The organism is Burkholderia sp. Ac-20365 (assembly GCF_017104715.1).
Classification (GTDB): domain Bacteria; phylum Pseudomonadota; class Gammaproteobacteria; order Burkholderiales; family Burkholderiaceae; genus Paraburkholderia.
The window spans coordinates 81,906-108,494 of record NZ_JAAGPI010000005.1; the positions used below are offsets into that span (position 1 = coordinate 81,906).

Sequence of the window (26,589 nt, forward strand, 5' to 3'; positions counted from 1 at the left end):
GCGCTTTCACCGTAGGACGGATGGTAGGGACGTTAAAAAAGCCGCCAATGCTGATACGACATGTGCTTATGCGAAACTCGCATAATGAGGGAAAACCCTTAATTCAATGCGACGGAGCCCGCGCGAAGGTGATGCCAGAGCGTATCCACGAATTCGCTGCGGTTCGTTGAATCGCGATACGCGCGCAGTTCCACCTGCAGATGCCAGCTCGCCGGCCCCGCCGGCACGAGATCGCCATTGGCAAGCTCCTTCGTGATGGTGCTCTTCGGCAGCCAGGCAACGCCCTCTCCTTCCATGACGAGCTTCTTCAGAACTTCCGCCATGTCGGATTCGTAGTGCAAACGCAGTGACGGTGCGTCTGACGCCTGCTTCAACAGCAATGCCTGGCAACGGCCAAAGTAGCTGGTCTCGGTGTAGGAAACGAGCGGTAGCGGTCGCACCTTGGTCCCAGGCAAGCGGAACCTTGGCGCGGACCGTTCGTTTGGCCTGCTGGCTGGCACCAGCGTATCGATGCCGACAGTGACATGCTCGTACCTGGCGGCATCGAGATGAAGCGGCAGTTCAGGGTGGTGATAGGCGAACATCAGTTCGCAGTTGCCGTTCACGAGCATAAGAATCGAGTCGTGGACGTTCGTGGGAATGACGCGCGCGCGCACCTCGCCAAATTGCGGGGCAAGTGCCTTGAGCCATGCCGGCAGAAAGTTCAGCGCAATCGTGTGTCCCGCGCAGATCTGCAAACTCTTGCCGGCGATCCGCTGCTCGGTACGGATGATGGCTCGCGTATCGAGAAGCCGCGCAAGTACATCGTCGGCGGTCTCCTTGAACAGTTGCCCTGCGGGTGTCAGCACCGGCGGGAAGCTGCTGCGGTCGATCAGTTCGGCGCCGACCCATTGCTCCAGCGACTGGATTCTCCGGCTGAAACCAGACTGCGTGACGTTGCGAAATTCCGCGGCGCGCGAAAAGCTCTGATACTGGGCAAGCGCGATGAAATCTTCAATCCATTTGATTTCCATGTGAGCCTTCGGGACCGTCTTCGGAAGTCGTCGATTTTAGCCGTACAGCGATAACGGGGCCGGGCACTCATTCCTTCCGCCCTCCAGACCCGCTGGTGACGCATCAACGCCGTCATGCAAGGTTTTGTACGCGCAGAATCAAGCCCACGATTTTTCGGCTGCTTACGCTTCGGCTCGTGCGATGCAACAAGGCGACCATGGGGACGCCGTTGACATCTGCCAGTCAGGAGCTATCGGATGCTTACCGCTATCTTGCAGTCCTGCCGCGTACGCGTCGCGGCCATCATCATGTGCCTGTCGGGCTTCGCCGTACCCATGTTGGCGCACGCCGAGGCTTCGCCGGTGCCGGCCGAATGCGCCGCGCTGCAGGCAAAGTATCCGCAATGGAAAGGCAAATCGCTCGTCAACGCGATCAACCCGCATACGCCCGGCTACGAAGCACTCGATCCGAATGACCCCAGCAAATACGTCGGCTTCGATATCGATCTTGGCGAGACCATCGGAAAGTGCCTCGGCTTTTCGGTGACGTACAAGCCGGTCACATTCGCGGCACTGCTGACGACGCTGCAAAGCGGTCAGGCTGACATTGTCATCTCCGATATCTACGCAACCGAAGAGCGCGCGAAAGCCGCCGACTTCATCACCTATTCCAAGGTCTTTGACGGCGTGCTCGTCGCGAAGGGAAATCCGAAGAAAATCACCGGCATCGATGCGTCGATGTGCGGGACGACCGCGGCAGAAAACACCGGCTATGTCGAAGTGCCGCTCATTCAGGCGCTCGCACCGGCCTGCAAGGCGCAAGGCAAGCAGGAAGCCGCCATCCAGCTCTATGACAACAACGCGAACTGCATCCAGGCCATCCTCGCCGGACGCGCCGACACGTACATCAATGACGTGAACACCGTCGATCAGGCTGTGAAGGCTTATCCGGACAAGCTCGAGAAAGCCACTGCCGTGACGCTGCCGTACTACGTCGGTATCGGTGTGCCGAAGAGCAATCCGCAGTTCCGCGAAGCCGTGATGGCCGCACTGATCGCGATCCAGAAGTCCGGTACAGAGAAGGCGCTGCTGAAAAAGTGGGCGCTGGGCGTTGAAAACGAAGCGCCTCCTCAGCTGATCGTCGCGAAGTAAAGCCACTGTCCCAGTCGCTGATCAAAAGGTCGACACGATGGAACTGTTTCTGCACTATTTGACGCTGCCGTATCTCGTGCGCGGTATTGGCTTTACCGTTGCAGTCACGGTGCTGGGGCTGGCCGGCGGTCTTGTCGTAGGTGTCGTGCTGGCGGCGATGCAACTGTCGCGCGTAGGTCCGCTCGCCGCCATTGCGCGCGGCTATACGGTGATCTTTCGCGGCACGCCGCTGATTCTCCAGCTTGTCTTCGCGTACGACGCCTTACCGCATCTCGGCTTGAAGCTCTCGGCCATCGCGGCGGCAGGCCTCGCGCTTGCCGCCAATGAAGGGCCGTTTATCGCCGAGATCCTGCGCGCGGGCGTGCTTGGCGTCGATCGCGGTCAGGTTCTCGCGGGCCAGGCGCTGGGCATGACGCCATCGGTACTGATGCGACGCGTGATATCGCCGCAGGCGATTCGCGCGATCGTGCCGGCACTCGGCAATGAATCGGTGAGCGCACTGAAAAATTCGTCGCTTGCCTCCGTCATCGCCGTCGACGAACTCACGCTGCGCAGCACGCAACTCGCGTCTTCCACGTTCGACTTCTTCGCGATTTTCTTTGCGTCTGGTCTCATGTACCTCGTGCTGACCGGACTCATTGCCGCCATCCAGCTCGTGGCCGAGAGCGCGCTCGATCTTGAGCGCAGCGGCGTCAAAGGCTTTGCGCGTCTGCTGCCGTGGCGACGCGCCGACGCAGTATCAGCGGCCGTGCCGACGAGCGCACCCGATGCCGACGCGACGCGCGACGACAGCGAACTCGACGGCTCATCGGCGCCGCGCTCCGTCGAAGTCCGCAGTGTCGGACAGCGTGCGGCACGCCTTGCCGAGCTTGCAAAGCAGCCCCCTTCAGTACAGATCATCGGCTTGAAAAAAAGCTACGGTACGCAGACTGTGCTCAACGGTTTCGATATGACTGTCCGGGCCGGCGAAGTCGTCGTGGTGCTAGGCCCGAGCGGTTCCGGCAAGAGCACACTGCTTCGCTGCGTCAATCATCTGGAATCGTGGGACGAAGGAAAGATTCGCATCGATGGCCAGCGCATCGGCTATCGGGTCGACGGCAATCAGGCGACGCCTGGCGAACTCGCCAGTCAACGCGCCGCCGCCGGCGTCGGGATGGTCTTTCAGCACTTCAACCTGTTCGCACATCTGTCCGCGCTCGAAAACGTCGCCGGGCCTCTGCGTTGGGTGCATGGCGTCCCAGCCGACGAAGCCGCGCGTCGTGCCCGTGAGTTGCTTGAGCGCGTCGGCCTCGCGCATCGCGCCGATGCGCTGCCGCGTCACCTGTCCGGCGGCCAGCAACAGCGTGTAGCGATTGCACGCGCGCTCGCGCCCAGGCCGCGCGTCTTGTTGCTCGACGAGCCGACTTCCGCGCTCGACCCCGAACTCGTCGGCGAAGTGCTCGATGTCATCCAGCGACTCGCCATCGAAGGCGGGCTGACGATGATCATTTCGACGCATCAGCTGCGCTTTGCCGACCAGGTCGCAGATCGTGTCGTGTTCATGAGCGGCGGCAAGATCGTCGAGGAAGGCCCAGCGCACCAGATCCTTACCCAGCCGCAACATCGTTTGACACGGCGATTCCTGTCGGTCATGGGCGCAGACGACCGGCTCGCTCTCGCAATCTGAAAGTCGCAATCTCAACAAGGAATCGACTGATGAAGCATCACACTCTTCGCGTGTCTCCGGAAACCGTCCATTGGGGCTATTTCAGCAAAGCGGTAGCGCCCGCACTGACCGTGCGTTCCGGCGACCGCGCCACGATTGAGACACTGACGCACCACGCGAACGACGACCACGAACGGATGGTAGCCGGCGACCCCGGTGCAGAAAGCGTGTTCCACTGGACGCGCGAGCATAAGGCGGTGCCCCGTCGCGGCGCCGGTCCGACAGAGGGTCCGTTCAAGCTCGGCTCCGGCGAAGGCGTCGGCGTTCACCTGCTGACCGGACCGATTGCCGTCGAAGGCGCCGAGCCGGGCGACGTACTGGAGGTACGCATCCTTGACGTGCGTCCTCGTCCGAGTTGCAACGCCTGCTATCGGGGCCGTTGCTTCGGATCGAACGTTGCGGCGTCATGGGGATTTCAGTATCACGACCTGATCGAAGAGCCCAAGCCGCGCGAAGTGGTCACCATCTTCGAACTGGATACCTCGGGTGAACCGTTCGCACGTGCCGTGTACAACTACGTGTGGACGCCGCAGACTGATCCCGACGGCATCGTGCATGCAAATATCGATTACCCGGGCGTGCGCGTCGATCACTCACGTGTGAAAAAGCGCGAGGGAATCCTGCCAGATGTGAAAGTGCCTGCTCGCCTGCACTTCGGCACGATGGGTGTTGCGCCTGCAGAATCGGACTTTGTCAGCTCGATTCCGCCTGGCTACACCGGCGGCAACATCGACGACTGGCGCGTCGGAAAGGGGGCCCGGATGTACTACCCCGTAGCGGTCGAGGGCGCGTTCTTCTCCGTCGGCGACCCGCATGCGGCACAGGGCGATAGCGAGCTTGGCGGTACTGCAATCGAAACATCGCTCACGGGTGACTTTGAGTTCGTGCTGCACAAGGCCGCCGACCTCGGTGGGTCCATCCTCGAGGGACTCACGCACCCGCTGCTCGAAACCGACGAGCTATGGTCCGTCTATGGCTTCACATTCCCGAACTATCTCGCAGAGCTGGGCCCAAACGCACAAATCGAAGTCGCGCAACATGCGAGCCTTGACAAGGCAATGCGCGATGCCTTCCGGAAGCTGCGGCGCTTTTTGATGACCGTGCACCGGATGAGCGAAGACGAAGCGATTGCCCTGATGTCCGTAGCAGCCGATTTCGGCGTGACCCAGGTCGTCGATGGCAACTGGGGCATCCACGGTTCGATCCGCAAGGAGATGTTCGGGGCGTTCGCATCGCCCTAATGCGGTGCGTGCGTTGGTCTTCCTGATGCGTCGAACTCCCTGTTCAGTGCATGCGAACAACGAAGACGCGTCGCGCGGATAGCTTGCCAGCCGCGCGACGCGTGCTTATCCACACCCGCTCCAAGGCACACCTGCACATGCGAAAAACAATGGCATGGACGTTGCTTCGCAGTGCCGCAGCGCGAGTCACGCGCACCCGACACGGACGGCGCCTGCCGACAAGCGGACGGCTGTCGCAGGACGGGAGGCAGATTGAGTTTGCAGCGGTTCACTACCGAGTCATATCGCGAAGGCGATCGCTCCAGCGCCTGGCGCGAAGCGCTGTCGCGCCTGGGACTCGGATGGAACGCGCTACCTGCGGGTGGCGCGCTGCAGGCCACGATGCATTCGCAGACTTCCGCTGGCGGCTTCGAGCTGGGCATGATTGCGTCGGTCGCGCAGACACTGCGATTCGACCCGGCGACCAACGATAGTCTTCGACTGCTGCTTCTGATCGACGGCAAAGCGACGCTCTCGGTCGATGGGGTGTCGACGCGGCTGTCAGTCAACGACGTCATCTACGTGCCTGCGCGCGAGCATGCTTCGCTGACGCTCGACTGCGACTTTCGAATCTTCGCCGTGCTCGTGCCGCGGGCGGCTTTGAGCGCGCATCTTCTAGCACCTGCTACGTTGCGCGCAGGCCATATCACAGGAAACGCCGGCATCGGGCAGGTCTTCTCCCGCTTTCTTCGCTCAATCGGAGAAGCCGTCGATACCTTGTCGCGCAATGAGTTGCGACCGCTCGAACTTGCTCTCGCCGAATTCCTCTTTGCGTGCCTGTCAGCCCAGCGAGGCGACAGCGTAAATGGCTTGACCGCGTCGCAGGCTGCAATCTTTGCACGCGCGTGCCGCTCCATCGATGCGCGCCTTGGAGAGTCCAAGCTCAGCGTCCCGGAGATTGCGCAAGAAGCGGGAGTCTCGCCACGCTATCTGCAGAAGCTCTTTGAATCGGCAGGTCAGAGCTTTTCGACTTATCTTCGCGTGCGCCGGCTGGAACGCTGCCGTGCGGAACTGGTCGACCCGCTGCATGAGAAGAAATCGATTTCCGAAATCTGCTTTCGATGGGGCTTCAACGATCCGGCGCACTTCAGCCGCGCGTTTCGCGACCAGTACAGAACGTCGCCGCGCGAGTTCCGTCATGAAGCGAGCCTCGAACTTGCGCGTCAGTTCGTTCGTCGGATCTCACGCGGCTTGCCGCTGGATGCCGACAGTGTTCCCGGAAATGCAAAGGCCAAAGCTGATGAAACCGCGCCGCGATCCGGTCTCTCAGAGGTCATTGCGGCAAGTGACGAAGAGCGAGAAGTGCTCGTGGAATCGCGGCCCGTGCGAAAAGGAAAGCGCGCGCGCCATCACCTGCTGCGTGTGAATGCAAACACGGTGCACTGGGGCTACTTTTCACACGATCTGAAACCGGTCCTCGAAGTCGATAGCGGCGACACGGTGACAATCGAGACGCTCACCCAGCACGCAGCCGACGACTGGGCGCGCATGATTGCCGGCGATGCGGGCGCAGAAAGCGTCTTCCACTGGACGGCCGAACGGAAGAACGTCAATCGACGCGGTGCAGGACCGATCGATGCGTCAATCTATGGTCGCGGTGCGGGCGAAGGTTTTGGCGTGCATATCTGCACCGGGCCTGTGGCCGTGCGGGGTGCAGAGCCTGGTGACGTACTCGAAGTCCGCATCCTCGACGTGCGGCCGCGACGCTGTGCCAATCCGCATTTCGCCGGCCGCGTGTTCGGCAGCAACGCGGCGGCCTGGTGGGGCTTTCACTATCGGGAGTTGCTGACCGAACCCAAGCCGCGTGAAGTCGTGACGATCTACGAGCTCGACGACAGCGAAAGTCACAATCCCCACGCACGCGCGGTCTATAACTATCGTTGGACTCCGCAACGCGATCCGTTCGGCGTGGTGCACGAGACAATCGATTACCCCGGCGTTCCGGTTGACCACACAACCGTCGAAAAGAACTTCGACGTACTCAGAGACGTACGCATACCCGTTCGTCCTCATTTTGGGCTGATAGCCGTCGCTCCACAGCAAAGCGGTCTTATCGACTCGATACCACCGTCCGCGTTCGGCGGAAATCTCGACAACTGGCGCATTGCGCCCGGGACAAGCGTTTATCTCACCGTCGGCGTGCCTGGCGCCCTGCTTTCGGTCGGCGATCCGCACGCGTCGCAGGGCGACTCCGAGTTGTGCGGCACCGCGATTGAATGCTCCTTGACGGGGGATTTTCAGATCATCCTGCACAAGAAAGCTGATCTTGCCGGGAAAACATATGCCGACCTCACGTATCCGCTCGTGGAAACGGCGGACGAATGGGTCCTTCACGGTTTTAGTCACGCAAACTATCTGGCCGAATTCGGCGTGCAGGCTCAAAGCAAGGTGTATGAGAAGTCCACACTCGACCTGGCGATGCGCGATGCTTTCATCAAGACGCGCCGCTTCCTGATGACGACGCAAGGGCTGACCGAGGACGAAGCTATCTCGCTGATCTCGGTTGCGATCGACTTCGGGGTGACGCAGGTTGTCGATGGCAATATGGGTGTGCACGCCATCGTACGTAAGGAGCTATTTGCATCGAGGACGAAGCGGGCAAGCGGTGTGGGGACATCGCCCGACTGAGCCGGGCGGCCCATTCGGGTCTAGACCTCTCCCGACACCTGACGATAACCGCGACTCGTCGTGGCAGAAACGAAGTACGCTTCCAGCGCTTCAGTCGATCGATTGCCTAATGTAGAAATCTGCTCGAGCCAGTCCAGCTCCAGAGGCCATTGACCTTGCTTGATGCGCGGATAGATCGTCTCTGCGTATGCATGCAGTGCCTTTGCACCGATGTTGCCGCTGACACCGAGAAGTCTGTGTAAAGCAGCGTGCGTCGACTCGATGTCATGCGCGGCCACACTGCTCGCAAGATGCGCCTGCAGAGAACGGATCTGTTCGATGCCGCTAAGGAAACTCTGATCTAGCAGGTCGAGCGTTGCGAGTTCATCAAGCTGCATTTCATCGAGCAGTTGCTCGCCCTTTCTCACGCCTGCTTTAGCGACTTCAGTGACGGACGCAGTGCGGTCCGAACCGGCTTCCTTAGAGGTCAAAGATTCCATCCGGGCAAACTGTCTCGCGAGGCATGCGTGAAGCAAGCCGATCTGCACCGGCTTGACCAGCACCTCGTCCATACCGGCACGCAGGCATTCCTGAACGGCACCCACGTCAGCGTGACCCGTGAGCGCGATGATGGGTACCCGGCACGCGCCATCAACGCGTGCGCGGATCGCCAGCGCGGTTTCTACGCCACCCATGCCCGGCATGTTGACGTCCATCAGAATGGCATCAACACCCGGCTGCTCGTCCAACCGGGCGAGAACGGCCAATCCGTGTTCTGCTTCGATGACACCGGCGCCGAAGCGCTCCAGATAACTTTTTGCCACCAGTCTGCTGTAGGTATCGTCGTCGGCCACGATGATCGACCGGCCCGAGAAACCGTCGAACATCTGCTTCGAGCGGTGTCGCGTGCCGCTTTCCAGAAGCGCGCTCAGCGTCGTGATCAGTTCCACCGGGCCGCACGATTTGCTCAGCGTCAGGTCCATGCCGGCTCTTTGCGCGAGAACGCGTGCAATGCCACGATGCTCCGCGGTGTAGCCGGCAATCGGCACGTTCCTGTTGATACCTGTGTTGTCCGCACGGATCTTCTCCGTGGTGGTGTAGCCGTCCATCACCGGCATATTGATGTCCATCAATACGAGGTTCCAGGACGGTGGTTGCCGCAACAGCGCGAGTGCTTCCTCGCCGTTCTCCGCCTCGCTGACCTGTACACCGACTTTGGACAGAACGCGTGACACTCTCGCCCTCTGGTCGGCATCATCGTCCACCACAAGGATGCGCTTGCCGTTGAAGAACGCCGTGGATTGCTCGAGAACCTGGCGCTCGTGTGCTGCGATTTCCTCTCGCGAGATGAGCGGAAATTGCAGTGTGAATTGCGTGAATTTACCCACTTCCGAATCGCATGACACAGTGCCGCCGAAAGAACGCATGGCCCGCTGGCAATACGCAAGGCCCAATCCCGTGCCCGCAGGATTTCCCGTCGTCTGGAAAGGTTTGAACAGTTCCGCCATCACGCCAGGCGCAATACCCGGCCCGGTGTCGTGGACGGTTACCCGCTGGCGATCTACTGTCAGCGTAATCGCCGCAGACGGATGTGACGCAATATGATGAAGCGCGTTCCTGATCAGGTTGAACAGCGCGAACAGGTAGACCGTTTCGTCGACCTTGAAGGTGAAGTCCTCAATGACGCTCAGACTGACCTTGCTGCGTTCCTTTCTGTCACCGAAACCGTACTCGTCGATTGCCTTACGCGTCGTTTCCGCAGCGCTCAGATAGACGAGATGATCCGGGCGAATGGGCTTCGCACTCACCTCGTCGAGCGTCATCGCGATGATCCGCAAGCCGCGGTCGATTGCCAGCTGGCCGTACGTGAGATGGTGAAACAGCAAAGCGGCGCCGTCGGGTGACACGCCGGAAGATGCCTTCGCGCCAGTGATGACAGGAAGCGCCTCGTCCACGCGATCCAGCACATACCGCAACTGGCTGAGCGGATTTCTCATCTCATGGGCAATCGTGCCTGCTAGCGCGCGAAGCGCCTCGTTTCGCGCCTGTGCGGTGATCCCCTTCATGTTGCTGTAGCTGAAGGTCACGCCAGCGCAAATGCCGAACGTGAAAATCGGCAAGTACAGATAGAGAAACAGATGCGAGTCCAGATGGATGGATTGCGGCACCGTCATCCAGGCACACAGTACAGCGAGACCGCCCCCCAGGAACACGTTGAGCGACAGGACCACAAAAGAGGGAAATATGGCAATCAGGAAGAAGACCATGCCCAGTTCGGCCATGGACCACAGTATCGAATAGTGACTGGTCAGCAGGTAATACGTGAAAAAGAACGGTAGCGAGTACGCTACCGTTGCAAAGTAATACCAGGGCAGCAAAGGCGCCATCGCGGCGGGCCAGAAGCGGCGCAAGAGCAGGAGCACACTGGCAACCATGCCGGCAATGCGCATCCCCAGGCTTTCGTTGGGTTGGGGATCGACGTACGTCCACCAGAACCAGTAAACGGGATGTCCAATGGCACCGATTACGCCCACGGCCAGCACGCTGTAATCCGACAGATGGTACGAGTCAGATACCCGTTTGCTGATATAGCCAATGACCCTCGCGATGGCTTTCATGTTGTTTTTCAGCTGTTGTGATTCAGCCTCAGAATCTGAAGCTGCTTACGTTAAATGACATGCCGGCACTGCCTACCCAGCATAACACCCGATCACCCCGGTTGAGGCGGCCGTCGTCTCTGGCCAGTGATATGGCAGCCGGAATCGAGGCCGAGACAAGGTTTCCCGTCTCCGGGTAGATGTGGTACATCTTGTCGTCGATCCCTGCCCGGACGCCGTAGCCATGCCACGCAGCCTTCGAAGACGCATGCGTGAAGACAATGTCGATATCACTCTTCGGGATGGGGAGTTTCGAAAGCACCTCGGTAATCTCATCCGAGTTCTTGTGCAGTTCGTGACCGAAAGATGTAAAACGCATGTCTCCGTTCCTCCCGATCCGTTCAGTCGGGTGACAATAGCCCTCGTAGCCCGGAATCGGGATAGTACAGAGGTCTGACGCCTGTGGCTTGCCCCGGAAAGCAAAGCTGAAGTTATCTGGCTCGTTAGCGACAATCAGGGTTGCCGTCGCCGCCTCTCCAATCGTGAACGACGGCAGCGTGTATTCCAGCTGCGCCTGGTTCTTCAGCATGAAATTCGCGGGGTACAGTGGTCCGCCGTTGAGCATGTTGAACTCGGCATTCACGATCATCGCGTTGCGATACTGGCCGGACTTGAAGAGGCTATCGACAATCGACATCGCGCGTGTCCAGCTCATGCATGCATCGACCACGTCGAAGCACTCGGCGTTGTCGAATCCAAGCGTGCTGGCCATCATGTGGCTATTGCCCGGCTCGAGAAAACCTCTGCCGATACCGACGAAGATAAACAGTTCGATATGCTCCGGCCTCAGGTAGGTCTCGGACAGCGCCTTGCGCGTCGCCATGGCGACGTGGTCGATCGGCGACTCATGGCTGTGGCACCAGCGGCGGTTGACGAGGCCACTACGGTCGAGCAACGTCTTTACGGTTCGCATAGCTCTGTCCATGTCGCCCTCGAACCCGGTCGAATGAAACCGGATCATGTCGACAACCTCTTCGTTGGTGACGGTCCTGGAGGGCAGGCTGACTGCTACGTTCTTGATAAGCATATTGAGTCCATGAAATAGAAGCGGTGAACAAAAACGTGTTCGTGCGGATGCACGCGGAAGCCTCATGTCAGGTTCCGGCCTATGCGGCGTGGGTACCTTAACGTGTTCACCGTCAATCACGGATTTCGTTGTATTGTCCTCGAACCCGGGAAACAGGAAATCGCAGTCCAGGCGTTCCTGTTTATCCAGAAAGCACAGTGGTTGTGGACTGTCCGTATCGGAGGTCGTGCAGGGGCTACTCGCCTGCCGGATGTCGGCAACGCCTCTCTCTGTGCCCGCCCCCGATCCTGCGAGTCGTGCTGTTTGGCGAAGCCAGGTGAAACGGGATGAGCAACAGACAGTTAGTTGCGCTTTGTGCTCGCTAGTTTGGAGTCACCGATCACTATCTTTGCCAAAGAGATGTCGTCGCTGTTCGGCCAGGAGCCTCAGCCGCCCTATGTCAAGAGTTCGACGATCACGACATCGGTGTCGTCGTGCGCCGTCAACGTAAGCCGCGCTTCATCGCGGATAGCGATGCCATCGCGTGGCGCCAGACGGACGTGCCCCACATCGAGCCGCCCATGATCCACAACCAGATAGGCCGACCCTGACATCGGCAACGTGTGTTGCAGCCTCGTGCCTTCGCGTAACGTCGCGATACACACGCGTGCATCGGTATTGATGGGCAGTGCGCCCGCGTTCATGTCGTCCGGATCGCCGCTCGCCAGCGTGATGAAGCGGCCCTCGCGCAGTTCGTGCGAACAGACACGCGTCGCCCAGCGCGGCGTGCCGCCCCGCGTGCGCGGGTGCAGCCAGATCTGGAACAGCCGCGCGGGCGCGTTTTCTTCGTTGCGCTCGGCGTGATGGATCGCAGTACCTGCGCTCATCACCTGAACGGAATCGGCGACGAGCCGCGCGCGATTACCCGCATCGTCTTCATGCGTGATCGCGCCCGAGCGCACCCACGTGACGATCTCGACATCGCGATGAGCATGCAGGCCGAAACCCGAATGCGGCGCGAATTCATCGTCGTTCAATACGTGAAGCGGGCCGAGCGGCGCATGGCCGGCGCACCCCGTTTCGCCAAAACGGAAATGCAGCCGTGCATCGAGCCAGTCGCGCCGGATTGCGCCGAGCGAGAGAAAAGGACGATGTTCGATCATGATGAAGCTCCGTTCGGGCGACCCCGGCGCGGATGCGATCGTCGGTGACCGCATCCGCGTGACCCCGCCACACTCAGATCTGTTGCTGACCGCCATCGACGAACAGCTCGATGCCGTTCACGAAGCTCGCATCGTCCGAGGCGAGGAACAGCGCCGCGCTCGCGATTTCATTGGGTTCGCCCAGACGTCCCATCGGAATCTGCGAGGCCAGGTAGTCGGCGAGACCCTGGCGCTGCGCGGCGTCGTCACCGGCCAGATCGAGCAGGCCGGGCGTGCGGGTTGCGCCGGGGCTGATCGTGTTCACGCGGATCTGGCGATCCTTGAGGTCGAGAATCCAGTTACGTGCGAATGAACGCACCGCTGCCTTCGAAGCCGAATACACGCTGAAGGCCGCCGTGCCCGCGCTGCCTGCCGTCGAACCCGTGAGAATTACCGATGCTCCCGCGGCCAGCAGCGGCAGCGCCTTTTGCACCGTGAACAGCACGCCCTTCACATTGCGATTGAACGTGTCGTCGAAGTGCTCTTCGGTGATGCTGCCAAACGGCAGCATCGAACCGCCGCCTGCGTTTGCGAGCAGCACGTCCAGACGCCCCTGTTCTTCCTTGATCTGCGCATACAGCGCGTCGAGTTCGCCGAGCTTCGTCGAGTCGACGCGGACACCGGTCGCCTTGCCGCCCGCTTCGCGGATGCTCTTCACGGCGGCATCGAGTTCGGCCTGACGGCGGCCCGTGAGATAAACATGCGCGCCTTCAGCCGCGAAGCGCTGGGCGGTGGCGAGACCGATGCCGCTGGTTGCGCCGGTGACGAGTGCGATCTTGTTGTCGAGTTTGCGTGCCATGGTGTTGCTCCTTTCGTTTCGTTCAGTGGATGTTGGGGTTCGGTGTTGCGTGCTGCGATGTGAGGAGAATATCGACGGCCCGATCTTTTCGAAATAGAATTGATTGCAAACCAACGTTGCAAAAATGAAATGATGAGGACGAATGGCGAAGCTGCCTGATTTCGAAGGACTCGCGATGTTCGCGAAGGTCGCCGAGGAGGGATCGTTTGCGGCTGCGGCGCGCACGATGGGCGTATCGGTGGCGACCGTCTCGCGCGGTGTGGCCCGCCTGGAAGACCGGCTGGGCGCGCGGCTGCTCAACCGGACGTCGCGCCAGTTGTCGCTCACCGAGTTCGGCCGGACGATCTGCGAGAAAGCCAGCGATCTCTACCGGCAGGCCGAGGAAGCGGAAAGTGCGGCGCGCGAGATGTCGGTGCAGCCGCGCGGGCTGGTGCGCCTCGCCGTGCCGATGTCGTTCGGGCTGCGCTGGGTCGCGCCGCTGCTGCCGGGTTTCTTTCGCGCCTATCCGGAGGTGTCGATCGACCTGCATCTATCGGATGCGTCGGTCGATCTGGTCGCCGATGGTTTTGATGCCGCGCTGCGTATCGCCGCGTTGCCGGATTCGTCGCTGGTGGCGCGGCGGCTGTGCGCGGTCACGCAATTCGTGGTGGCGTCGCCGGACTATCTGCAGCGCGAAGGGCGGCCGGCGCATCCGCGTGAGCTGGTGGATCGGCCGTGTCTCTCGTACGCGTATCGCGCGCGTAGCGATGTGTGGCGTTTCACGAACGATGCGGGCGAGGAAGAACCGGTGATGCCGACCGGCCCGCTGCGCGTGACGAATGCCGATGCACTATTGCCCATGCTGCTCGATGGACTTGCGATCGCCGAACTGCCCGAATTTATCGCCGGCGAGTATCTGACCGATGGTCGTCTCGAAGCGATCCTGACCGACTGGTCGCTGACGAAGGGCGGTCTGTACTTCGTAACGCCGTCGGCACGCGCGCGACCCGCGAAGGTGGCGGCGCTATCCGATTACTTCGCCGACCATCTCTCCGATCCCACGTGGCGATGGCCGAAGTGATGCGCTGATAGACCTGATTAGCCGCGTCCGCTCGTCGTGAGTCGCTCACTGTGATGTGTGCGCTAAGCCTCGAACGGACATTCAGGATCGCGACGGGCCGTCAGAACGTGTGCCGGATGCCTGCAATAGCACCGAGCTGACCGACTCCCGCGGCAGGCGTAGTGCCACCGCCACCTGCACTGACGGAATAGCGAGCGTGCGCGCTGTTCCACAAGTACGCAACGTTGCCATACACAGCCGTGCGCTTCGACAGGAAGTAGGTAGCACGCATGCTGAGCATCGTCGCCCGCGCGTCCTGCTGCTCGACAATCACGCGGTATGCTTCTCCATCAATGGCGAGAGCGGGGGTGACGTAGTATTGCGCGCCCAGGTAGAACAGATTGGAGCGCACATCGCCGCCTCGCCCGTTCGATTCAACACGCCGGCCGACCCAGCCGCCACCGACCTTCACTCCCGCAAGATTCACGTAGCCGTTCGCCTGAAGCCGCGCATCCTTGTCGCCTGTGCTGGCAATCGGAAACGGCGCGACGCCGTCGAAGAAGTTAGCCGCGGCATTCGTGCCGCCGCGTTGCTCGTCATAGGCCGTCGCCACGCCGAAGTACGTACCATCGTACTTGAGCATCGCACTCCATTCGCGGCATTGATTCACGTCACCCGGCACCTGTCCGGCGCATGTGCCTTGCCCGGGAGAATTGCCCGTGCCGGTGCTGTCCCGTCCGAACGACCAGGTCGCGCCGAGTGTGAATCCATAGAATTTTCCCTTATAGGCAATCGTGTTGTCGCTTCTCGCGTTGGGCAGGAATGCGTCCAACGCGCCGATGCCATAGATGTCCGGCCCGAGAATATCGGCATCGGACAATGCCCAATACGACATCGTGTATTGACGGCCAAGCGTCAGCGATCCCCACGCTCCCTCCAGTCCGACAAGCGCCTGTCGTCCGAATAGCCGGCCGCCTTGACCCGAGTCGCCGCCCTTGAGATTGAAGCCGCTCTCGAGAATGAATACTGCCTTGAGTCCGCCACCCAGGTCTTCCGTGCCGCGCAGTCCCCAGCGCGAAGGCAGTTCGCCCGTGATACCCGGCATCCGGATCACGTGATCGCCTGCGGCGTTTGCGTGGGACACATATTCGATGCCCGTGTCCAGCACGCCGTAGAGTGTGACGCTGCTTTGCGCAAATGCCGTCGTGCTGAAAAGCCCTGCCGCCAGCGCTGCCAACCTGCCGTATTTCATGGAGTCTCCTTAGTCGCGAATCATTTAATCTGGATGACGAACGTATCGTCTCTGGATGAATGCACGCCGGAGATTAGGGTTGGACAATAAAAGCAACAACGGGGAAAACCTCGACGCTGCAAAACCGGTTGAAGCGACGAGGCAACGGCCAAAGGATTTTGCTTCTCGTATTGGAACAGCAGCCTTGGAGAATATTCTATCGGCTGCGCAATGCGCGGAACGAATCTACTGCGATTGAGCTAATACCTTCGCACGCTCACACGAGAAACTCGAACTTGAAATGTATTCAATTCGATATTGAACGAATCGAATCGCGCGCGACAGATCAAAGCCAGCGTCGTACGCGTGCGCAGTATTCGGCATAACGTTGCGCGTGCAAGCGAAACATATGCTCCTCTTCGAATCTGACCTGAATCTGCACGAGCAATTCCGACATACACCAGATAGCGAGTAAGGGCCAACTCCCCACAACGAGCAATTGCCCGAGCATCGTCACCCGGATGCCGAGATAAATCGGGTTGCGCGACAACGCAAACGGTCCCGTCGTGATCAGTTCGGTAGGTGTGCGGCTATCGACACCCATTCGCCACGCGCTGCCCATCGCGGTCTGCGAGATCACGACCCCTACCAACGCGGTGGCCATGCACGCGACACCAATCCATCGAAAGCACTCGCTATCGAGCAGGTTCGCGACGGGTTGTCCACGCTGACCCGTAAAACCATAAACCGCGAGGAACAGTCCGTCGACAACGGGCAGCCACAGGTAGAAACATCGCGCGACGAAATCGCGTGCCGGTTCGTACGTGCAATCAATATGCGGCCAATCACAGCCGTCGTGCCGAACAGAACCGCATGAACGAGAGGAAGAAATCGCCAGAAGCTGGAATCGCTGAGGTGCATAACCTTGTCACACAGGGTGTTTTATTGTGGTGCGCATGTTCTCACAACACGCGGCCACAGAGCGGATGCAATTTCCGGCTCGAACCATTCAGTAGTACGGCGCCTCTCGCGGCGTTCAAGGTGCACGATCATCATATGCATGACGTGCATTTTGGTGTTGCAAGAGTTTCGCTTTTTGGGGTGACCGTGCTATGGCATCTTGAGATCGCCAGGGTGCACATCGAACTGCGTGCATGACGCAAGAACCGTGTGCAAGGCCAACATATCCAAGGAGCAAGCGAAATGTCCGAAAATCCCACTTCAAGCACCAAAGATCAACTTGTCGCACGTTGCCTGCCCTTCCTCAAGGAAGTGAAGGACATGACGACGGGCACCGATGTCGAGCAATGGCTGAACACGAAATACGGCGTCGGTAGCGAGTTGTATCAGGATCTCGCGCGCCTCATCACGCTAGGCGTCGAAGAAGGCTGGGCCGCAAACGTCGAAATCGCCGGCCCGAAGTATCGGCGCGCCCGGCTCGTGGAGCCCACTGCCGATACCTTCTATTTCAGCATCACAGCCGTGCTGATGGACAGCACCGCCAACACGCAAAGCAACCCGGAAGACGCGTTTCGCGGCGATTATCACTCGCACCCTTATGGCGAGTTCAATCTCGTCGTGCCGCTCAACGAAGGCGCGGCGCTCGCGGGGCCGAACGGCTGGTGTTATGGCGGGTGGACCGCGCCTGCGCCGGGAAGCCATCACTTTCCGGAAGCAAAAGGCGGAGCAGTGATTGCGCTGTTCTTCTTGCCGTCGGGGCGCATTGCATACGACGTCAAACCGCCGGTCCAATGAAATGCTAAAGCACTGCGAGCCTCATACGAGGCTCGCAGTGCTTCGCGCAACCGCAACTGTATTGCTTCAGTGTGCAAGCGACTCACCGTCGCGCACTTGTTCTGGCGTCTGTGACGAAGCAGTCGCCTGTTTGATCAGCAGCGCCACGCACGACACCGCGCCTGCTATCGCGACGACCGTGAAAATGCCCGGCAGACTGACCTGCTGCCGGGACAACTGCGCAACCAGGAACGAGCCCGCGATACCGCCAAACCGCCCCACACCGAGCATCCATGCGACGCCTGTCCCTCGTCCTGCCGTCGGATAGAAAGCTGCGGCCAGCGCGGGCATCGACGCCTGTGCGGTATTCACCAGCACGCCAGCTATAAACACGGTACACATCAGCAAACCGATACTGCCCATCGCCTGACCGATCGCATACACGGCAATCGCGCCTGATGCATATGCAGCAGCCACCACACGATTCGGATTGAAGCGGTCCATCAGCACCCCGCACAACACCGTACCCGCGCCGCCGAGCGGAAACAGTGCGGAAACGAGAGCGGCACGCTGCGGCGTCAGTCCGGCATCCTTGAGCAACACGGGCATCCAGTTCACGAGCCCATAGAAAATGACGAGACCCATGAAATAGCACAGCCACAGCATCACGGAACCCAGAATGAACGGACGCGACAGCACGATGCGAATCCCGCCCTCGCGTGCAGCGTGCTTTACGCTTTCCTGCATGACGAACGCATCCGCCGAGCGCACGTCGGGGCTGATACGCACCAGCACCTTGCGGATCTTTTCGGCAGGCTGCTGCTTCGCCACCATGTAGCGGATCGACTCCGGCAAGCGAAGCGCGAGCGCGACGGCAAGCAGCAACGGCACCGCGCCGCCTAGCAGCAGCACACTGCGCCAGCCGAACTGCGGAATCATCCACGCAGCGAGAAATCCGCCGAATGCCGCGCCCAACGGAAAGCCGCAGAACATCAGATTGACGATAGTCGCGCGCCGCCCGTCAGGGCTGAATTCACTCATCAACGTGACTGCATTCGGCATCGCGGCGCCGAGTCCGACGCCTGTCACGAAGCGCAGCGTAGTCAGCTCCTCCAGGTCCCGCGCAAAGGCGCAAGCGCAACACGCCGCGCCGAATAGCAGCACCGACGAGACCAGCACGACGCGCCGCCCGCATCGGTCGGATAGCGGCCCTGACAGCAGCGCGCCGCACGCGAGTCCGAACAGTGCGGCACTGAGCACGGGTGCGAGCATCGCCCTGCTGATATGCCACTCCGACAGCAGCGAAGGCGCGATAAAGCCGATCGCAGCCGTATCGAAACCGTCCATCAGCACGATGACGAAGCACATCGCGAACACGAGCCACTGAAAGCGGGAAAAACGATGCGCGTTGATAAGCGCCTGTACATCGACAGTCCTTGTCTCTTCCATTACATCCTCACTGATGGGATTGAACTGTCGGCGTCGCCTCAACAGCGTGAGCTGCGTGCATCGCCGAACTATCGGGCGCAGATTAAGAGCACCAAATTTGGCCAACAACCCGGCGAATCACGCAAAGCACGCGCAGATCCCCGTCACGCGACGCCGAAGCATTGCGCGATACTCGCGAGTTGATTCAAAAACCCCTGTTTTTCGTGGCTATTTCGACGACATTCACGTGTCGACATGCAGCGCGAACGCATTGTGAATTGTTTGCATACCGATCTTGAACAGCTTCGATCAGCAGCTGCGCACCTGGCGTGCGACGTCCGCGAGTTGATGCCTCAGCCATTGCAACGCGGGGTCGGCGTCGTTGCGTTCGTGCCAGACGGCACGCACGGCAACGTCGGGACACGCATAGGGCGTAGGGCACATTTTCAGTTCGCCATAGCGCTCCAGTTCGCGACCCAGCGACGACGGCACGAGCGCCAGCATATTGCTGTGGCGAAGCAGCGCGGGAATCGCGAGCGAGTGCGCGACGGACATACGCATGCGCGGCATCTCGGCGTGAGGAGAGAACGCGCGGTTGAGCGCATCGCGATTGAACATCTCCGATTGCCGCGCAAGCCCTCTTTCGACGATGAAGCCGCTCACCGCGCCCTCCTCCTCGCCGCCCTGCGAGATCGCAATGAGCGGATGGGCGAGCAGGTCGTCGCGTGTGACGGGGCGCCCGGCGATCGGATGATCGCGATGAAGCAGCAGGACGTCGGTCTGCTCCCAAAGCGTCAACGAGCGCAGGCGCGCGGGCACGTCCGCGAAAATGCCGATCGCCATGTCGATCCTGCCAACGTCGATCTGACCCGCGAGATCGAGGCGCGTCGATGGCCTCACCACCAGATCGACCAGCGGCGCTTCCGCGTGCAGCCGCTGACTGAGACGGCCGAGCACCAGCGACGTGATGTAGTCATTCGCCGCAACCACGAACTTGCGTTGCGCGACGCCCGGATCGAACGCATCGACGCCCAGCGCGGCCCGAATCAGCTGAAGCGCGCCGCGTACCTGTGCAGCCATGCCGAGCGCGCGCACAGTCGGCTCCATGCCTTTGCCCGTGCGCACGAACAGATCGTCGCCGACCACATCGCGCATCCGCGCTAGCGCGTGACTGATCGCCGACTGGCTCAGATGCAGACGCTTGCCCGCGAGAGCGAGATTGCGGTCTTCGAAAATCGCGTCGAACACCCGCAACAGGTTCAGGTCGATACGGTCTGCTGACATGGTTCTACGCCTTTTGATGTGCGTCTGCCTGATCCGATGCATGACGATAGCGGCGACAGCTCGCACCGAATGCTTCGAAAAGGGCACGCGAAAGCGCGTCGTGCTCCAGCATCACTTCCGGATGCCACTGCACGCCGAGCGCGAATGCATGTCCGTCGAGGCGGCAAGCCTCGATCAAGCCATCCGCCGCGCGCGCTTCCACCACGAGTCCCGGCGCGAAGGACGCCACACCCTGACGATGCAGCGAATTCACGCGCACGCGTGGTGCATTTGCGAGTGTCGACAACATGCCCGCCGGCGTGAGTTCGACTTCGTGACGATATCGATAGCGCGTGTGCAGATCTTCGGACAGGTCTTCGAGGTGATCGGCCGAATGCCCGCTCGCGTGAATATCGGCGTGCAGCTTGCCGCCGAAAGCGACATTCATCTCCTGAAAGCCGCGGCAGATCGCGAGCATCGGCATGCCGCGCCCGGCAGCGCCTCGCATCAGCGCCAGCGCGACGTGATCGCGGTCGGGATCGACGAGCATGCCGTCGATAGCGTCGCCGCCATACCGGTGCGCTTCCAGATTGGACGCGCCACCCGGAAACAGCAATCCGCTTACGGCATCGAGATAACTGTCGAACGTTTCGATGCCGCGCGTCGCGGGAATCAGCACAGGACTTACGTTCGCGCCCGTCATCAGCGCGTGGACATAGCTGTGTTTGGCGCTGTGCAGATCGTGTTCGCCAGCGAAGAAGCGGTCACACACGACGCCGACAAGCGGACGTCCAAGCCTTGCATCAATCATCATGCGACGCCTCGTATCGCGTGCGTTGCGCTGCCGGCAAGCGATTTCAGATCGAACGCGGGATCGCGTACCTGCCCGGCCGACACGTGTGTGCCGCTTGCGAGCAGCTTGCGCGCGAGCATGTGATCCTGCGGCCGGTTGATGCTGTCGACGGCGATCAGTGTGTTGTCGCGGAAGTAGAACAGCGAGCATTTCCTCTCTTCGACCGAACCGCGCACGGCAAAGTCGGTGAAGCCCGTATTCACGCCCGCCATCTGCAACTTCAGGTCGTATTGATCGGACCAGAACCACGGCAACGCGCGATACGGCTCGGGTCGCCCGAGGATCGATGCTGCTGCTGTTTTCGCCATATCGTTGGCGTTCTGCACGGATTCGATCCGGCACGCGCGCGCGCCCGACGGCGCCCAATGCGGGACGAACGATGCGCAGTCGCCCGCCGCGACGATCGACGGATCGCTCGTGCGCGCGCAGGCATCGACGGCAATGCCGCCTTCCACGTGCAACCCGCAGTCCGCGGCGAGTTCGGTGTTCGGGCTCACGCCGATACCGACCACCACCAGATCGCCAGGCAGACGCGCGCCGTTGTCCAGTTCGACGGCGACGCGGCCATTCACGTCATGCAGCGCCGCCACCTTGCGGCCGAGTTCGAACGCGACGCCGCGCTCGACGTGTGCCCGCAACATGAAGTCCGATATCCACGGCGACGCAACGCGTGCGAGCAGCCGCGACTCGGCTTCCACGACGGTCACGTCGAGTCCTTGCTGACGCAGCGATGCAGCCGCTTCGAGGCCGATATAGCCACCGCCGATCACGACGGCCTGCCGCGCCGTACGCGCAGTCTGCGCGAGCTGCCTTGCATCGCGCAGATCGCGAAGATAGTGAACGGCACGGTGTTCTGCGCCCACGCAGTCGAGCTTGCGAACGCGCGCGCCCGTCGTCAGCGCGAGATGGTCGTACGCGATGCACGAACCGTCATGCAGTTCGATCTCGCAACGCTCGCGGTCGATGCGGGTTGCGCGCACCGACGGCATCCACTCGATGTTTTCTTCGTCGAAGAAAGCCTGCGAACGCAGCGGTAAGCGCGCCTCTGCAAAACCGCCCGTCAGAAAGCCCTTCGACAGCGGCGGGCGTTGATACGGCGCGTCGGGTTCGTCGCCGAGCAAAACGATGCGACCATCAAAGCCCATTTCCCGCACAGACGCAGCGAGCTGAACGCCCGCATACGACGCGCCGACAATCACAAGGGTGCGTTGCATGATGTCACCCCTGCCGCGGCGGAATCTGCACGACGAGGCCATCCGTTGCGTGCATCACGACGAGCTGGCAACTCAGGCGGCTTTCGGGGCGGCGTTCCGCAGCTACGGCGTCGAGCAGTTCCAGTTCAGATTCGTCGGGTAACGGCAGGTCCGCCGTCGACGATGCGTCGACATACACATGGCACGTCGCGCACGACAGGCAGCCGCCGCATTCGGCATCGATGCCGCGCACGTTGTGGTGGATTGCGGCTTCCATCACGCTGGTGCCGGCGGCTACGTCGATGGCGCGGCGCTCGCCGTCGCGCAGAATGTAGGTGACGATAGGCATGACTTCTCTCCTTGATGGGAACACCATCAGAACGTTTCGAAATACTCCCGGTGTTCCCACTCGGTCACTTCCAGATTGAAGCGGTCGATCTCCGCTTCCTTGAGCTTGCAGAAATAGTCGACGAACGCGCTGCCGAAACCTTCGCGCAGGCAGTCGTCGGCACGCAATGCGGCGATGGCGTCGCTCAACGTGCGCGGCAGCGCGTCGGCCTGCGTTTCGTAGGGCGTGTCCGCCGACGGCGGCAGTTCGAGCTTGCGTCGCAATCCGTCGAGCCCCGAGATCACTTGCGAACCGAAATACAGATACGGATTCGCGGTCGGTTCGCCGACGCGGTTTTCGACGCGCGTCGCGGAGTCGTTGGGACCGCCCAGCACGCGCAGCATCACGCCACGGTTGTCGCAGCCCCAGATCGCGCGATCGGGCGCATTCGAGTACGGCCGATAACGGCGATAGCCGTTGATAGTCGGCGTCGACAAGGCCGTGGCGCCCTGTGCATGCGCAAGCAGCCCGGCAAGATAGCGCTGGCCCGTGACCGAGAGCGGCGCGCCCGATTCCGTCGGCATGAAGGCGTTGGTGCCGTTGGCAAGATGCACGAGCGACTGATGCAGATGCCATCCGCTCGATACGACATTCGGAATGCGCGGACGGCACATGAAGGTTGCGTGATAACCGTTGCGCTGGCAGATCTGCTTCACTGCGCTGCGAAACAGGATCATGTCGTCGGCGCTCTTGATGCCCGTGGTCGGCGCGAACGTGAACTCGAACTGGCTCGGCCCGTATTCGACTTCGAGCGAGCGCACGGGCAACCCGAGGCCGTCGATGTTGCGCCTGAGCAATTCCATCACGCCATCGACGGCGTCGTAGCGTAACTCCGTCAGATATTGATAGCCGTGCGACAACAGTTCGATATCGGGTGGCATGCCCGGCTGCCCCGAATGCTCGGGCTTCATGTGGGGATCGGTGACCTTGAAGACATGAAACTCGACTTCGAGACCGGACATGAATTCGAAGCCGTGATTGCCAAGCTGCTCCAGCGCACGCCGGAACAGATGGCGCGTTGCAAACGGCACGGGTCGGCCGTTCGCGAAGTAGACGTCGCACAGCACCCAGCCCGTATGCGGTGCCCATGGCAGCACGCGGAAGGTTTCGGGATCGGCGACCATCAGCGTGTCGCAGGCGCCCTGCATTTCGGGCATGTCGAAGCCGCCGCCCGTCGTGAACACAGGGAACACCGTGCGGTGCGACGTGTCTTTGGCGAGCAGCGTGCTCGTCAGCGTGACGCCGCTCTTGAGCGCGCGGATCGCTTCGTCGACGACGAGCGTCTTGCCGCGCAGCAGTCCATGTTGATCGGGGAAAGAAAAACGCACCACCTGCACATCGCTCTTTTTGAGCCGTTCGAGCAGCGCGGCACAGGCCGCGTGCTGGTCGTCCGTCCACAAGCCGTGGGTTTCGACAAATGACATGTTGCTTCGCGTGGCCGCTCGACGGCCGCGCGCTCCATTGTGGTTGCGGGATGTGTCGTCAGGCTTTCGGTGCGGGCCACGGCGCGGCTTCGCGACGCTTCACGTCGGATGCTTTCCAGTAGTCGTCCCAACCGTCGGCGGGGCCGATGCCGTCGATCGACGCCGGTCCTGTCAGATGCGCGGCCTGCTGTTCGTCGATCATCATCAGCGTCTTCTCGCCTGCCTGCGTTTTTTCGATTGCATCCACCAGCAGACGGCGGTACGCGATGATGCCCTTGTCGGTCGTGCCCAGATGTTCGCGCGTGCGGTCCTGGATCGCGCCCTGCGATTCGACCGCCCACTGGTCGTGAACGTTGATGTCGAAGCCCATGCCCGTATAGGTCTGGGTCTGCTGTTCATCGGCGTTGAAACCATAGTGGTTGCGCCGGTTCTTGCGCGACGTGTAATCCGGCAGTTCGTACAGTTCGAGCCGTTGCTCGCGCATCTGCGCCTTGTCGGTCGGCGCACCGAAGCTGGTGAAAATTGCGTACCAGTAGCAGTTTTCGTCATCGACGGGCACGTGCCATTGCGTGATCGTCATTTCCGCGCTCATCGGAATCACGAATGCCTGCGGAAACACGACATTGGTCACGCGCACATGCGTCTGCGTGTCGTCGAGCGGACGCTTCGCTATCAGGCGAAGTCCATAGTCAGCGGGGCCGACGAGAATCTCTGGCGATTCGAATTCCCGCAGCACCTTGGTAATAGGCATATCCGAATCCGCCGATGCGCCGCGAAACTGCTTGCCATAACTCTCGCTTACGTCTTCGTCTTCGAAAAAGCGGTGCAGAAACGAAGCGTGCGCCGGATCGATGCCGACTTCGAGCGCCTGCAGCCAGTTGCATTCGAATAGACCTTTGAAGGCGAACGTGTATTCGCCCGGCGCGGCGAAGCAGTCGAAGTTCGGAAAGGCGGGCGGCTCGCCGGTACCGATGTACGCGAACAGAATGCCGCTGCGCTCGACCACGGGATACGCGCTTTGCCGCACCTTCTTGCAGAGCGTGCTGCCGACGGGTTCGCCCGGCGTCGACAGGCATTGACCGTCGACATCGAAGAGCCAGCCGTGGAATGCGCAACGCAGACCGCCTGCTTCGAGGCGGCCCGCCGCCAGGTCCGCGCCGCGATGCGGACAATCGCGGTCGAGCATGCCGTAGCGCCCCTGCTCATCCTTGAACACGACGAAGTCCTGGCCCATCAGCCGCACCGCACGCACGGGACGCTGCGCGGGTAGTTCCTCGACGAGCGCCACCGGCTGCCAGTAATTGCGCAGAAGCTGCCCGGCGGGCGTGCCCTTGCCTACCCGCGTAATCGTGTCGTTTTGCTGCGAACTCATCATGGCTTGTCTCCGGTTTCAGTGAATGCAAGTGGACGATCTCTGTATGCAGAACGCCTCTCGATGAGCACGAAGAATAGGCCTGAGAATTCATTTTTTCAATCTTTGTATGCAGTAAGACATGCTTTGAAAGCGCGTTTAGACTCAAAATACCTTGCCGTAATATTCATATGTTGTTGTTTTTACGCTGTTTTTTATAACTAACCAGGGATTTCCCGCAAATCGGACCGAAGAGCGAAAAATGGGAGATTTAGGGCTAATTGCATACAGCGACGAACACCTAAAGAGATAAATCTGAGCTCAAGCACCATCCAGGATCGCTCATGCTCTACAATCAGGCGAACAAACGGCGCGGCATCGCGCCCGCCAAGGCACCGGAGAATGAAATGGAATCCCAGCAAGAACGCGTGTTGGTATATCTGCGCGACCTGATCCTCAAGGGCGAATTCGCTCCTGGTGAACGCCTTGGTGAAGTCGCGCTCGCGGAGCGGTTGCAGGCGTCGCGCACGCCCGTCCGGCTTGCGCTCACGACGCTCGAACAGGAAGGTCTCGTCGAGCCGTCTCCAGCAGGCGGCTACGTGATGCGTCGAATCACGGCCGCTGAAATCGCCGATGCCATTGCCGTGCGCGGACACCTCGAAGGCATGGCCGCGCGCCTCGTGGCCGAGCACGGCGTGCCACGTCAGTTATCAAACGGTCTGAACGAATGCCTGCGCGCAGGCGACCGCCTGCTCGCGAAGAGCGAACTCGATCTCGACGATTACGCTGCCTACACGGACATGAACAGCCGCTTTCATAAGCTGATCGTCGAAGGCTCGGGCAACGCGGCGCTGATCCGCGCGATCGACATGAACAACCGTTTGCCGTTCGCCGCGGCGAGCGCGATGCTGCCGATGCAGTCTGCGATCGAGGAAGGCCGGCAATGGCTCTTCATGGCGCATCAGCAACATCACAGCCTGGTGCAGGCGATGGAACGCGGCGAAGGAGCACGCGCGCAATCCCTCGCGACCGAGCATGTGCAGATCGCGCAAAGAAATCTGACCTATGCGCTGGAGCGCCCAGAGGTGTATTTGAAGCTCGCGCCTGCGTTGCAGCTCGTAGCGGAAGCAGTGCTTTAAGCGCAATTCTGTTGAACGTCGGTGCGCACCGCGCGCACTGCACGGCGGCCAATCCTGTTTGCTGCAACTCGGTCTTGCACCGATTTCACCGCAGCGCGTCCCTCGCCCGTGTCATCATGGCTCGACATTTTCAAAGCCGTGGAGAT

General features: G+C 61.0%; 21 protein-coding genes. 7 read left to right on the forward strand and 14 right to left on the reverse strand.

The genetic code is table 11. The features are described from left to right. Nucleotides 1-98 precede the first annotated feature (98 nt). Entirely contained in the window at nucleotides 99-1,013 is a 915-nt protein-coding gene (locus G3O01_RS11570; protein ID WP_205804768.1) for a LysR substrate-binding domain-containing protein, read from the reverse strand. Between the two features lie 237 nt (nucleotides 1,014-1,250). Here G3O01_RS11570 and G3O01_RS11575 point away from each other — a divergent pair, with 237 nt between their 5' ends. From G3O01_RS11575 to G3O01_RS11590, 4 genes are all read left to right on the forward strand, one after another. Further along, nucleotides 1,251-2,144 (forward strand): ABC transporter substrate-binding protein, encoded by an 894-nt coding sequence (locus G3O01_RS11575; RefSeq protein WP_205804769.1) that lies wholly within the window; start codon nucleotides 1,251-1,253, stop codon nucleotides 2,142-2,144. Between the two features lie 37 nt (nucleotides 2,145-2,181). Continuing rightward, nucleotides 2,182-3,810, forward strand: a complete 1,629-nt coding sequence (locus G3O01_RS11580; protein ID WP_205804770.1) for an amino acid ABC transporter permease/ATP-binding protein — start codon at nucleotides 2,182-2,184, stop codon at nucleotides 3,808-3,810. Nucleotides 3,811-3,839: 29 nt separating this feature from the next. Continuing rightward, nucleotides 3,840-5,090: an acetamidase/formamidase family protein gene (locus tag G3O01_RS11585; RefSeq protein WP_205804771.1), complete on the forward strand. Its 1,251-nt coding sequence runs from the start codon at nucleotides 3,840-3,842 to the stop codon at nucleotides 5,088-5,090. 252 nt (nucleotides 5,091-5,342) lie between these two features. Next, nucleotides 5,343-7,757 carry an acetamidase/formamidase family protein gene (locus tag G3O01_RS11590; RefSeq protein WP_205804772.1) on the forward strand — a complete coding sequence of 805 codons (2,415 nt, stop codon included), beginning with the start codon at nucleotides 5,343-5,345 and terminating at the stop codon, nucleotides 7,755-7,757. Nucleotides 7,758-7,777: 20 nt separating this feature from the next. On the opposite strand, the gene G3O01_RS11595 is transcribed toward G3O01_RS11590, so the two are convergent. From G3O01_RS11595 to G3O01_RS11610, 4 genes are all read right to left on the reverse strand, one after another. After that, nucleotides 7,778-10,354, reverse strand: coding sequence for a response regulator (locus G3O01_RS11595; protein WP_205804773.1), 2,577 nt, complete (start codon nucleotides 10,352-10,354; stop codon nucleotides 7,778-7,780). A 28-nt stretch (nucleotides 10,355-10,382) separates the two neighbouring features. Further along, nucleotides 10,383-11,420, reverse strand: coding sequence for a 3-oxoacyl-[acyl-carrier-protein] synthase III C-terminal domain-containing protein (locus tag G3O01_RS11600; protein ID WP_205804774.1), 1,038 nt, complete (start codon nucleotides 11,418-11,420; stop codon nucleotides 10,383-10,385). 434 nt (nucleotides 11,421-11,854) lie between these two features. Next, nucleotides 11,855-12,562: a pirin family protein gene (locus tag G3O01_RS11605; RefSeq protein ID WP_205804775.1), complete on the reverse strand. Its 708-nt coding sequence runs from the start codon at nucleotides 12,560-12,562 to the stop codon at nucleotides 11,855-11,857. Nucleotides 12,563-12,635: 73 nt separating this feature from the next. Then, nucleotides 12,636-13,400, reverse strand: coding sequence for an SDR family oxidoreductase (locus G3O01_RS11610; RefSeq protein ID WP_205804776.1), 765 nt, complete (start codon nucleotides 13,398-13,400; stop codon nucleotides 12,636-12,638). A 142-nt stretch (nucleotides 13,401-13,542) separates the two neighbouring features. On the opposite strand from G3O01_RS11610, the gene G3O01_RS11615 reads away from it, so the two are divergent. Continuing rightward, complete coding sequence (locus G3O01_RS11615) at nucleotides 13,543-14,460, forward strand: LysR family transcriptional regulator (protein ID WP_205804777.1); 918 nt, start codon at nucleotides 13,543-13,545, stop codon at nucleotides 14,458-14,460. 100 nt (nucleotides 14,461-14,560) lie between these two features. Here the strand turns inward: G3O01_RS11615 and G3O01_RS11620 are convergent, their stop codons facing one another. Next, nucleotides 14,561-15,691 carry a porin gene (locus tag G3O01_RS11620; protein ID WP_205804778.1) on the reverse strand — a complete coding sequence of 377 codons (1,131 nt, stop codon included), beginning with the start codon at nucleotides 15,689-15,691 and terminating at the stop codon, nucleotides 14,561-14,563. Between the two features lie 325 nt (nucleotides 15,692-16,016). Then, nucleotides 16,017-16,334 carry an isoprenylcysteine carboxylmethyltransferase family protein gene (locus tag G3O01_RS45280; protein WP_241023858.1) on the reverse strand — a complete coding sequence of 106 codons (318 nt, stop codon included), beginning with the start codon at nucleotides 16,332-16,334 and terminating at the stop codon, nucleotides 16,017-16,019. A gap of 539 nt (nucleotides 16,335-16,873) precedes the next feature. Here G3O01_RS45280 and G3O01_RS11630 point away from each other — a divergent pair. Continuing rightward, the gene (locus G3O01_RS11630) at nucleotides 16,874-17,425 is read left to right on the forward strand and encodes a DUF4863 family protein (protein ID WP_205804779.1); all 552 of its coding nucleotides are present in this window, start codon (nucleotides 16,874-16,876) and stop codon (nucleotides 17,423-17,425) included. A 66-nt stretch (nucleotides 17,426-17,491) separates the two neighbouring features. Here the strand turns inward: G3O01_RS11630 and G3O01_RS11635 are convergent, their stop codons facing one another. The 7 genes from G3O01_RS11635 to G3O01_RS11665 form a co-directional block, all read right to left on the reverse strand. Continuing rightward, nucleotides 17,492-18,853, reverse strand: coding sequence for an MFS transporter (locus G3O01_RS11635; RefSeq protein ID WP_205804780.1), 1,362 nt, complete (start codon nucleotides 18,851-18,853; stop codon nucleotides 17,492-17,494). 288 nt (nucleotides 18,854-19,141) lie between these two features. Further along, nucleotides 19,142-20,116 carry a LysR substrate-binding domain-containing protein gene (locus G3O01_RS11640; RefSeq protein ID WP_205804781.1) on the reverse strand — a complete coding sequence of 325 codons (975 nt, stop codon included), beginning with the start codon at nucleotides 20,114-20,116 and terminating at the stop codon, nucleotides 19,142-19,144. A gap of 4 nt (nucleotides 20,117-20,120) precedes the next feature. After that, nucleotides 20,121-20,909, reverse strand: coding sequence for a gamma-glutamyl-gamma-aminobutyrate hydrolase family protein (locus tag G3O01_RS11645; RefSeq protein WP_241023859.1), 789 nt, complete (start codon nucleotides 20,907-20,909; stop codon nucleotides 20,121-20,123). Then, nucleotides 20,906-22,162 carry an FAD-dependent oxidoreductase gene (locus tag G3O01_RS11650; RefSeq protein ID WP_205804782.1) on the reverse strand — a complete coding sequence of 419 codons (1,257 nt, stop codon included), beginning with the start codon at nucleotides 22,160-22,162 and terminating at the stop codon, nucleotides 20,906-20,908. Before G3O01_RS11650 ends, G3O01_RS11645 begins: the two co-directional genes overlap by 4 nt. Nucleotides 22,163-22,166: 4 nt before the next feature. Continuing rightward, nucleotides 22,167-22,490 (reverse strand): 2Fe-2S iron-sulfur cluster-binding protein, encoded by a 324-nt coding sequence (locus tag G3O01_RS11655; protein ID WP_205804783.1) that lies wholly within the window; start codon nucleotides 22,488-22,490, stop codon nucleotides 22,167-22,169. A gap of 26 nt (nucleotides 22,491-22,516) precedes the next feature. Then, nucleotides 22,517-23,953: a glutamine synthetase family protein gene (locus G3O01_RS11660; RefSeq protein WP_205804784.1), complete on the reverse strand. Its 1,437-nt coding sequence runs from the start codon at nucleotides 23,951-23,953 to the stop codon at nucleotides 22,517-22,519. A gap of 58 nt (nucleotides 23,954-24,011) precedes the next feature. Beyond that, nucleotides 24,012-25,328 carry an aromatic ring-hydroxylating dioxygenase subunit alpha gene (locus G3O01_RS11665; protein ID WP_205804785.1) on the reverse strand — a complete coding sequence of 439 codons (1,317 nt, stop codon included), beginning with the start codon at nucleotides 25,326-25,328 and terminating at the stop codon, nucleotides 24,012-24,014. A 383-nt stretch (nucleotides 25,329-25,711) separates the two neighbouring features. Here G3O01_RS11665 and G3O01_RS11670 point away from each other — a divergent pair, with 383 nt between their 5' ends. After that, the gene (locus G3O01_RS11670) at nucleotides 25,712-26,443 is read left to right on the forward strand and encodes a GntR family transcriptional regulator (protein ID WP_205805144.1); all 732 of its coding nucleotides are present in this window, start codon (nucleotides 25,712-25,714) and stop codon (nucleotides 26,441-26,443) included. Nucleotides 26,444-26,589: the final 146 nt, after the last annotated feature.

Excerpts from the sequence above, each read along its gene's own strand:
- G3O01_RS11575 (WP_205804769.1), top strand. The coding sequence starts at position 1,251 with ATGCTTACCGCTATCTTGCAGTCCTGCCGCGTACGCGTCGCGGCCATC.
- G3O01_RS11580 (WP_205804770.1), top strand. The coding sequence starts at position 2,182 with ATGGAACTGTTTCTGCACTATTTGACGCTGCCGTATCTCGTGCGCGGT.
- G3O01_RS45280 (WP_241023858.1), bottom strand. The coding sequence starts at position 16,334 with ATGGCCACCGCGTTGGTAGGGGTCGTGATCTCGCAGACCGCGATGGGC.
- G3O01_RS11620 (WP_205804778.1), bottom strand. The coding sequence starts at position 15,691 with ATGAAATACGGCAGGTTGGCAGCGCTGGCGGCAGGGCTTTTCAGCACG.
- G3O01_RS11570 (WP_205804768.1), bottom strand. The coding sequence starts at position 1,013 with ATGGAAATCAAATGGATTGAAGATTTCATCGCGCTTGCCCAGTATCAG.
- G3O01_RS11610 (WP_205804776.1), bottom strand. The coding sequence starts at position 13,400 with ATGGCACGCAAACTCGACAACAAGATCGCACTCGTCACCGGCGCAACC.
- G3O01_RS11630 (WP_205804779.1), top strand. The coding sequence starts at position 16,874 with ATGTCCGAAAATCCCACTTCAAGCACCAAAGATCAACTTGTCGCACGT.
- G3O01_RS11645 (WP_241023859.1), bottom strand. The coding sequence starts at position 20,909 with ATGATGATTGATGCAAGGCTTGGACGTCCGCTTGTCGGCGTCGTGTGT.
- G3O01_RS11670 (WP_205805144.1), top strand. The coding sequence starts at position 25,712 with ATGGAATCCCAGCAAGAACGCGTGTTGGTATATCTGCGCGACCTGATC.
- G3O01_RS11650 (WP_205804782.1), bottom strand. The coding sequence starts at position 22,162 with ATGCAACGCACCCTTGTGATTGTCGGCGCGTCGTATGCGGGCGTTCAG.
- G3O01_RS11595 (WP_205804773.1), bottom strand. The coding sequence starts at position 10,354 with ATGAAAGCCATCGCGAGGGTCATTGGCTATATCAGCAAACGGGTATCT.
- G3O01_RS11655 (WP_205804783.1), bottom strand. The coding sequence starts at position 22,490 with ATGCCTATCGTCACCTACATTCTGCGCGACGGCGAGCGCCGCGCCATC.
- G3O01_RS11640 (WP_205804781.1), bottom strand. The coding sequence starts at position 20,116 with ATGTCAGCAGACCGTATCGACCTGAACCTGTTGCGGGTGTTCGACGCG.
- G3O01_RS11600 (WP_205804774.1), bottom strand. The coding sequence starts at position 11,420 with ATGCTTATCAAGAACGTAGCAGTCAGCCTGCCCTCCAGGACCGTCACC.
- G3O01_RS11635 (WP_205804780.1), bottom strand. The coding sequence starts at position 18,853 with ATGGAAGAGACAAGGACTGTCGATGTACAGGCGCTTATCAACGCGCAT.
- G3O01_RS11585 (WP_205804771.1), top strand. The coding sequence starts at position 3,840 with ATGAAGCATCACACTCTTCGCGTGTCTCCGGAAACCGTCCATTGGGGC.
- G3O01_RS11605 (WP_205804775.1), bottom strand. The coding sequence starts at position 12,562 with ATGATCGAACATCGTCCTTTTCTCTCGCTCGGCGCAATCCGGCGCGAC.
- G3O01_RS11665 (WP_205804785.1), bottom strand. The coding sequence starts at position 25,328 with ATGATGAGTTCGCAGCAAAACGACACGATTACGCGGGTAGGCAAGGGC.
- G3O01_RS11615 (WP_205804777.1), top strand. The coding sequence starts at position 13,543 with ATGGCGAAGCTGCCTGATTTCGAAGGACTCGCGATGTTCGCGAAGGTC.
- G3O01_RS11660 (WP_205804784.1), bottom strand. The coding sequence starts at position 23,953 with ATGTCATTTGTCGAAACCCACGGCTTGTGGACGGACGACCAGCACGCG.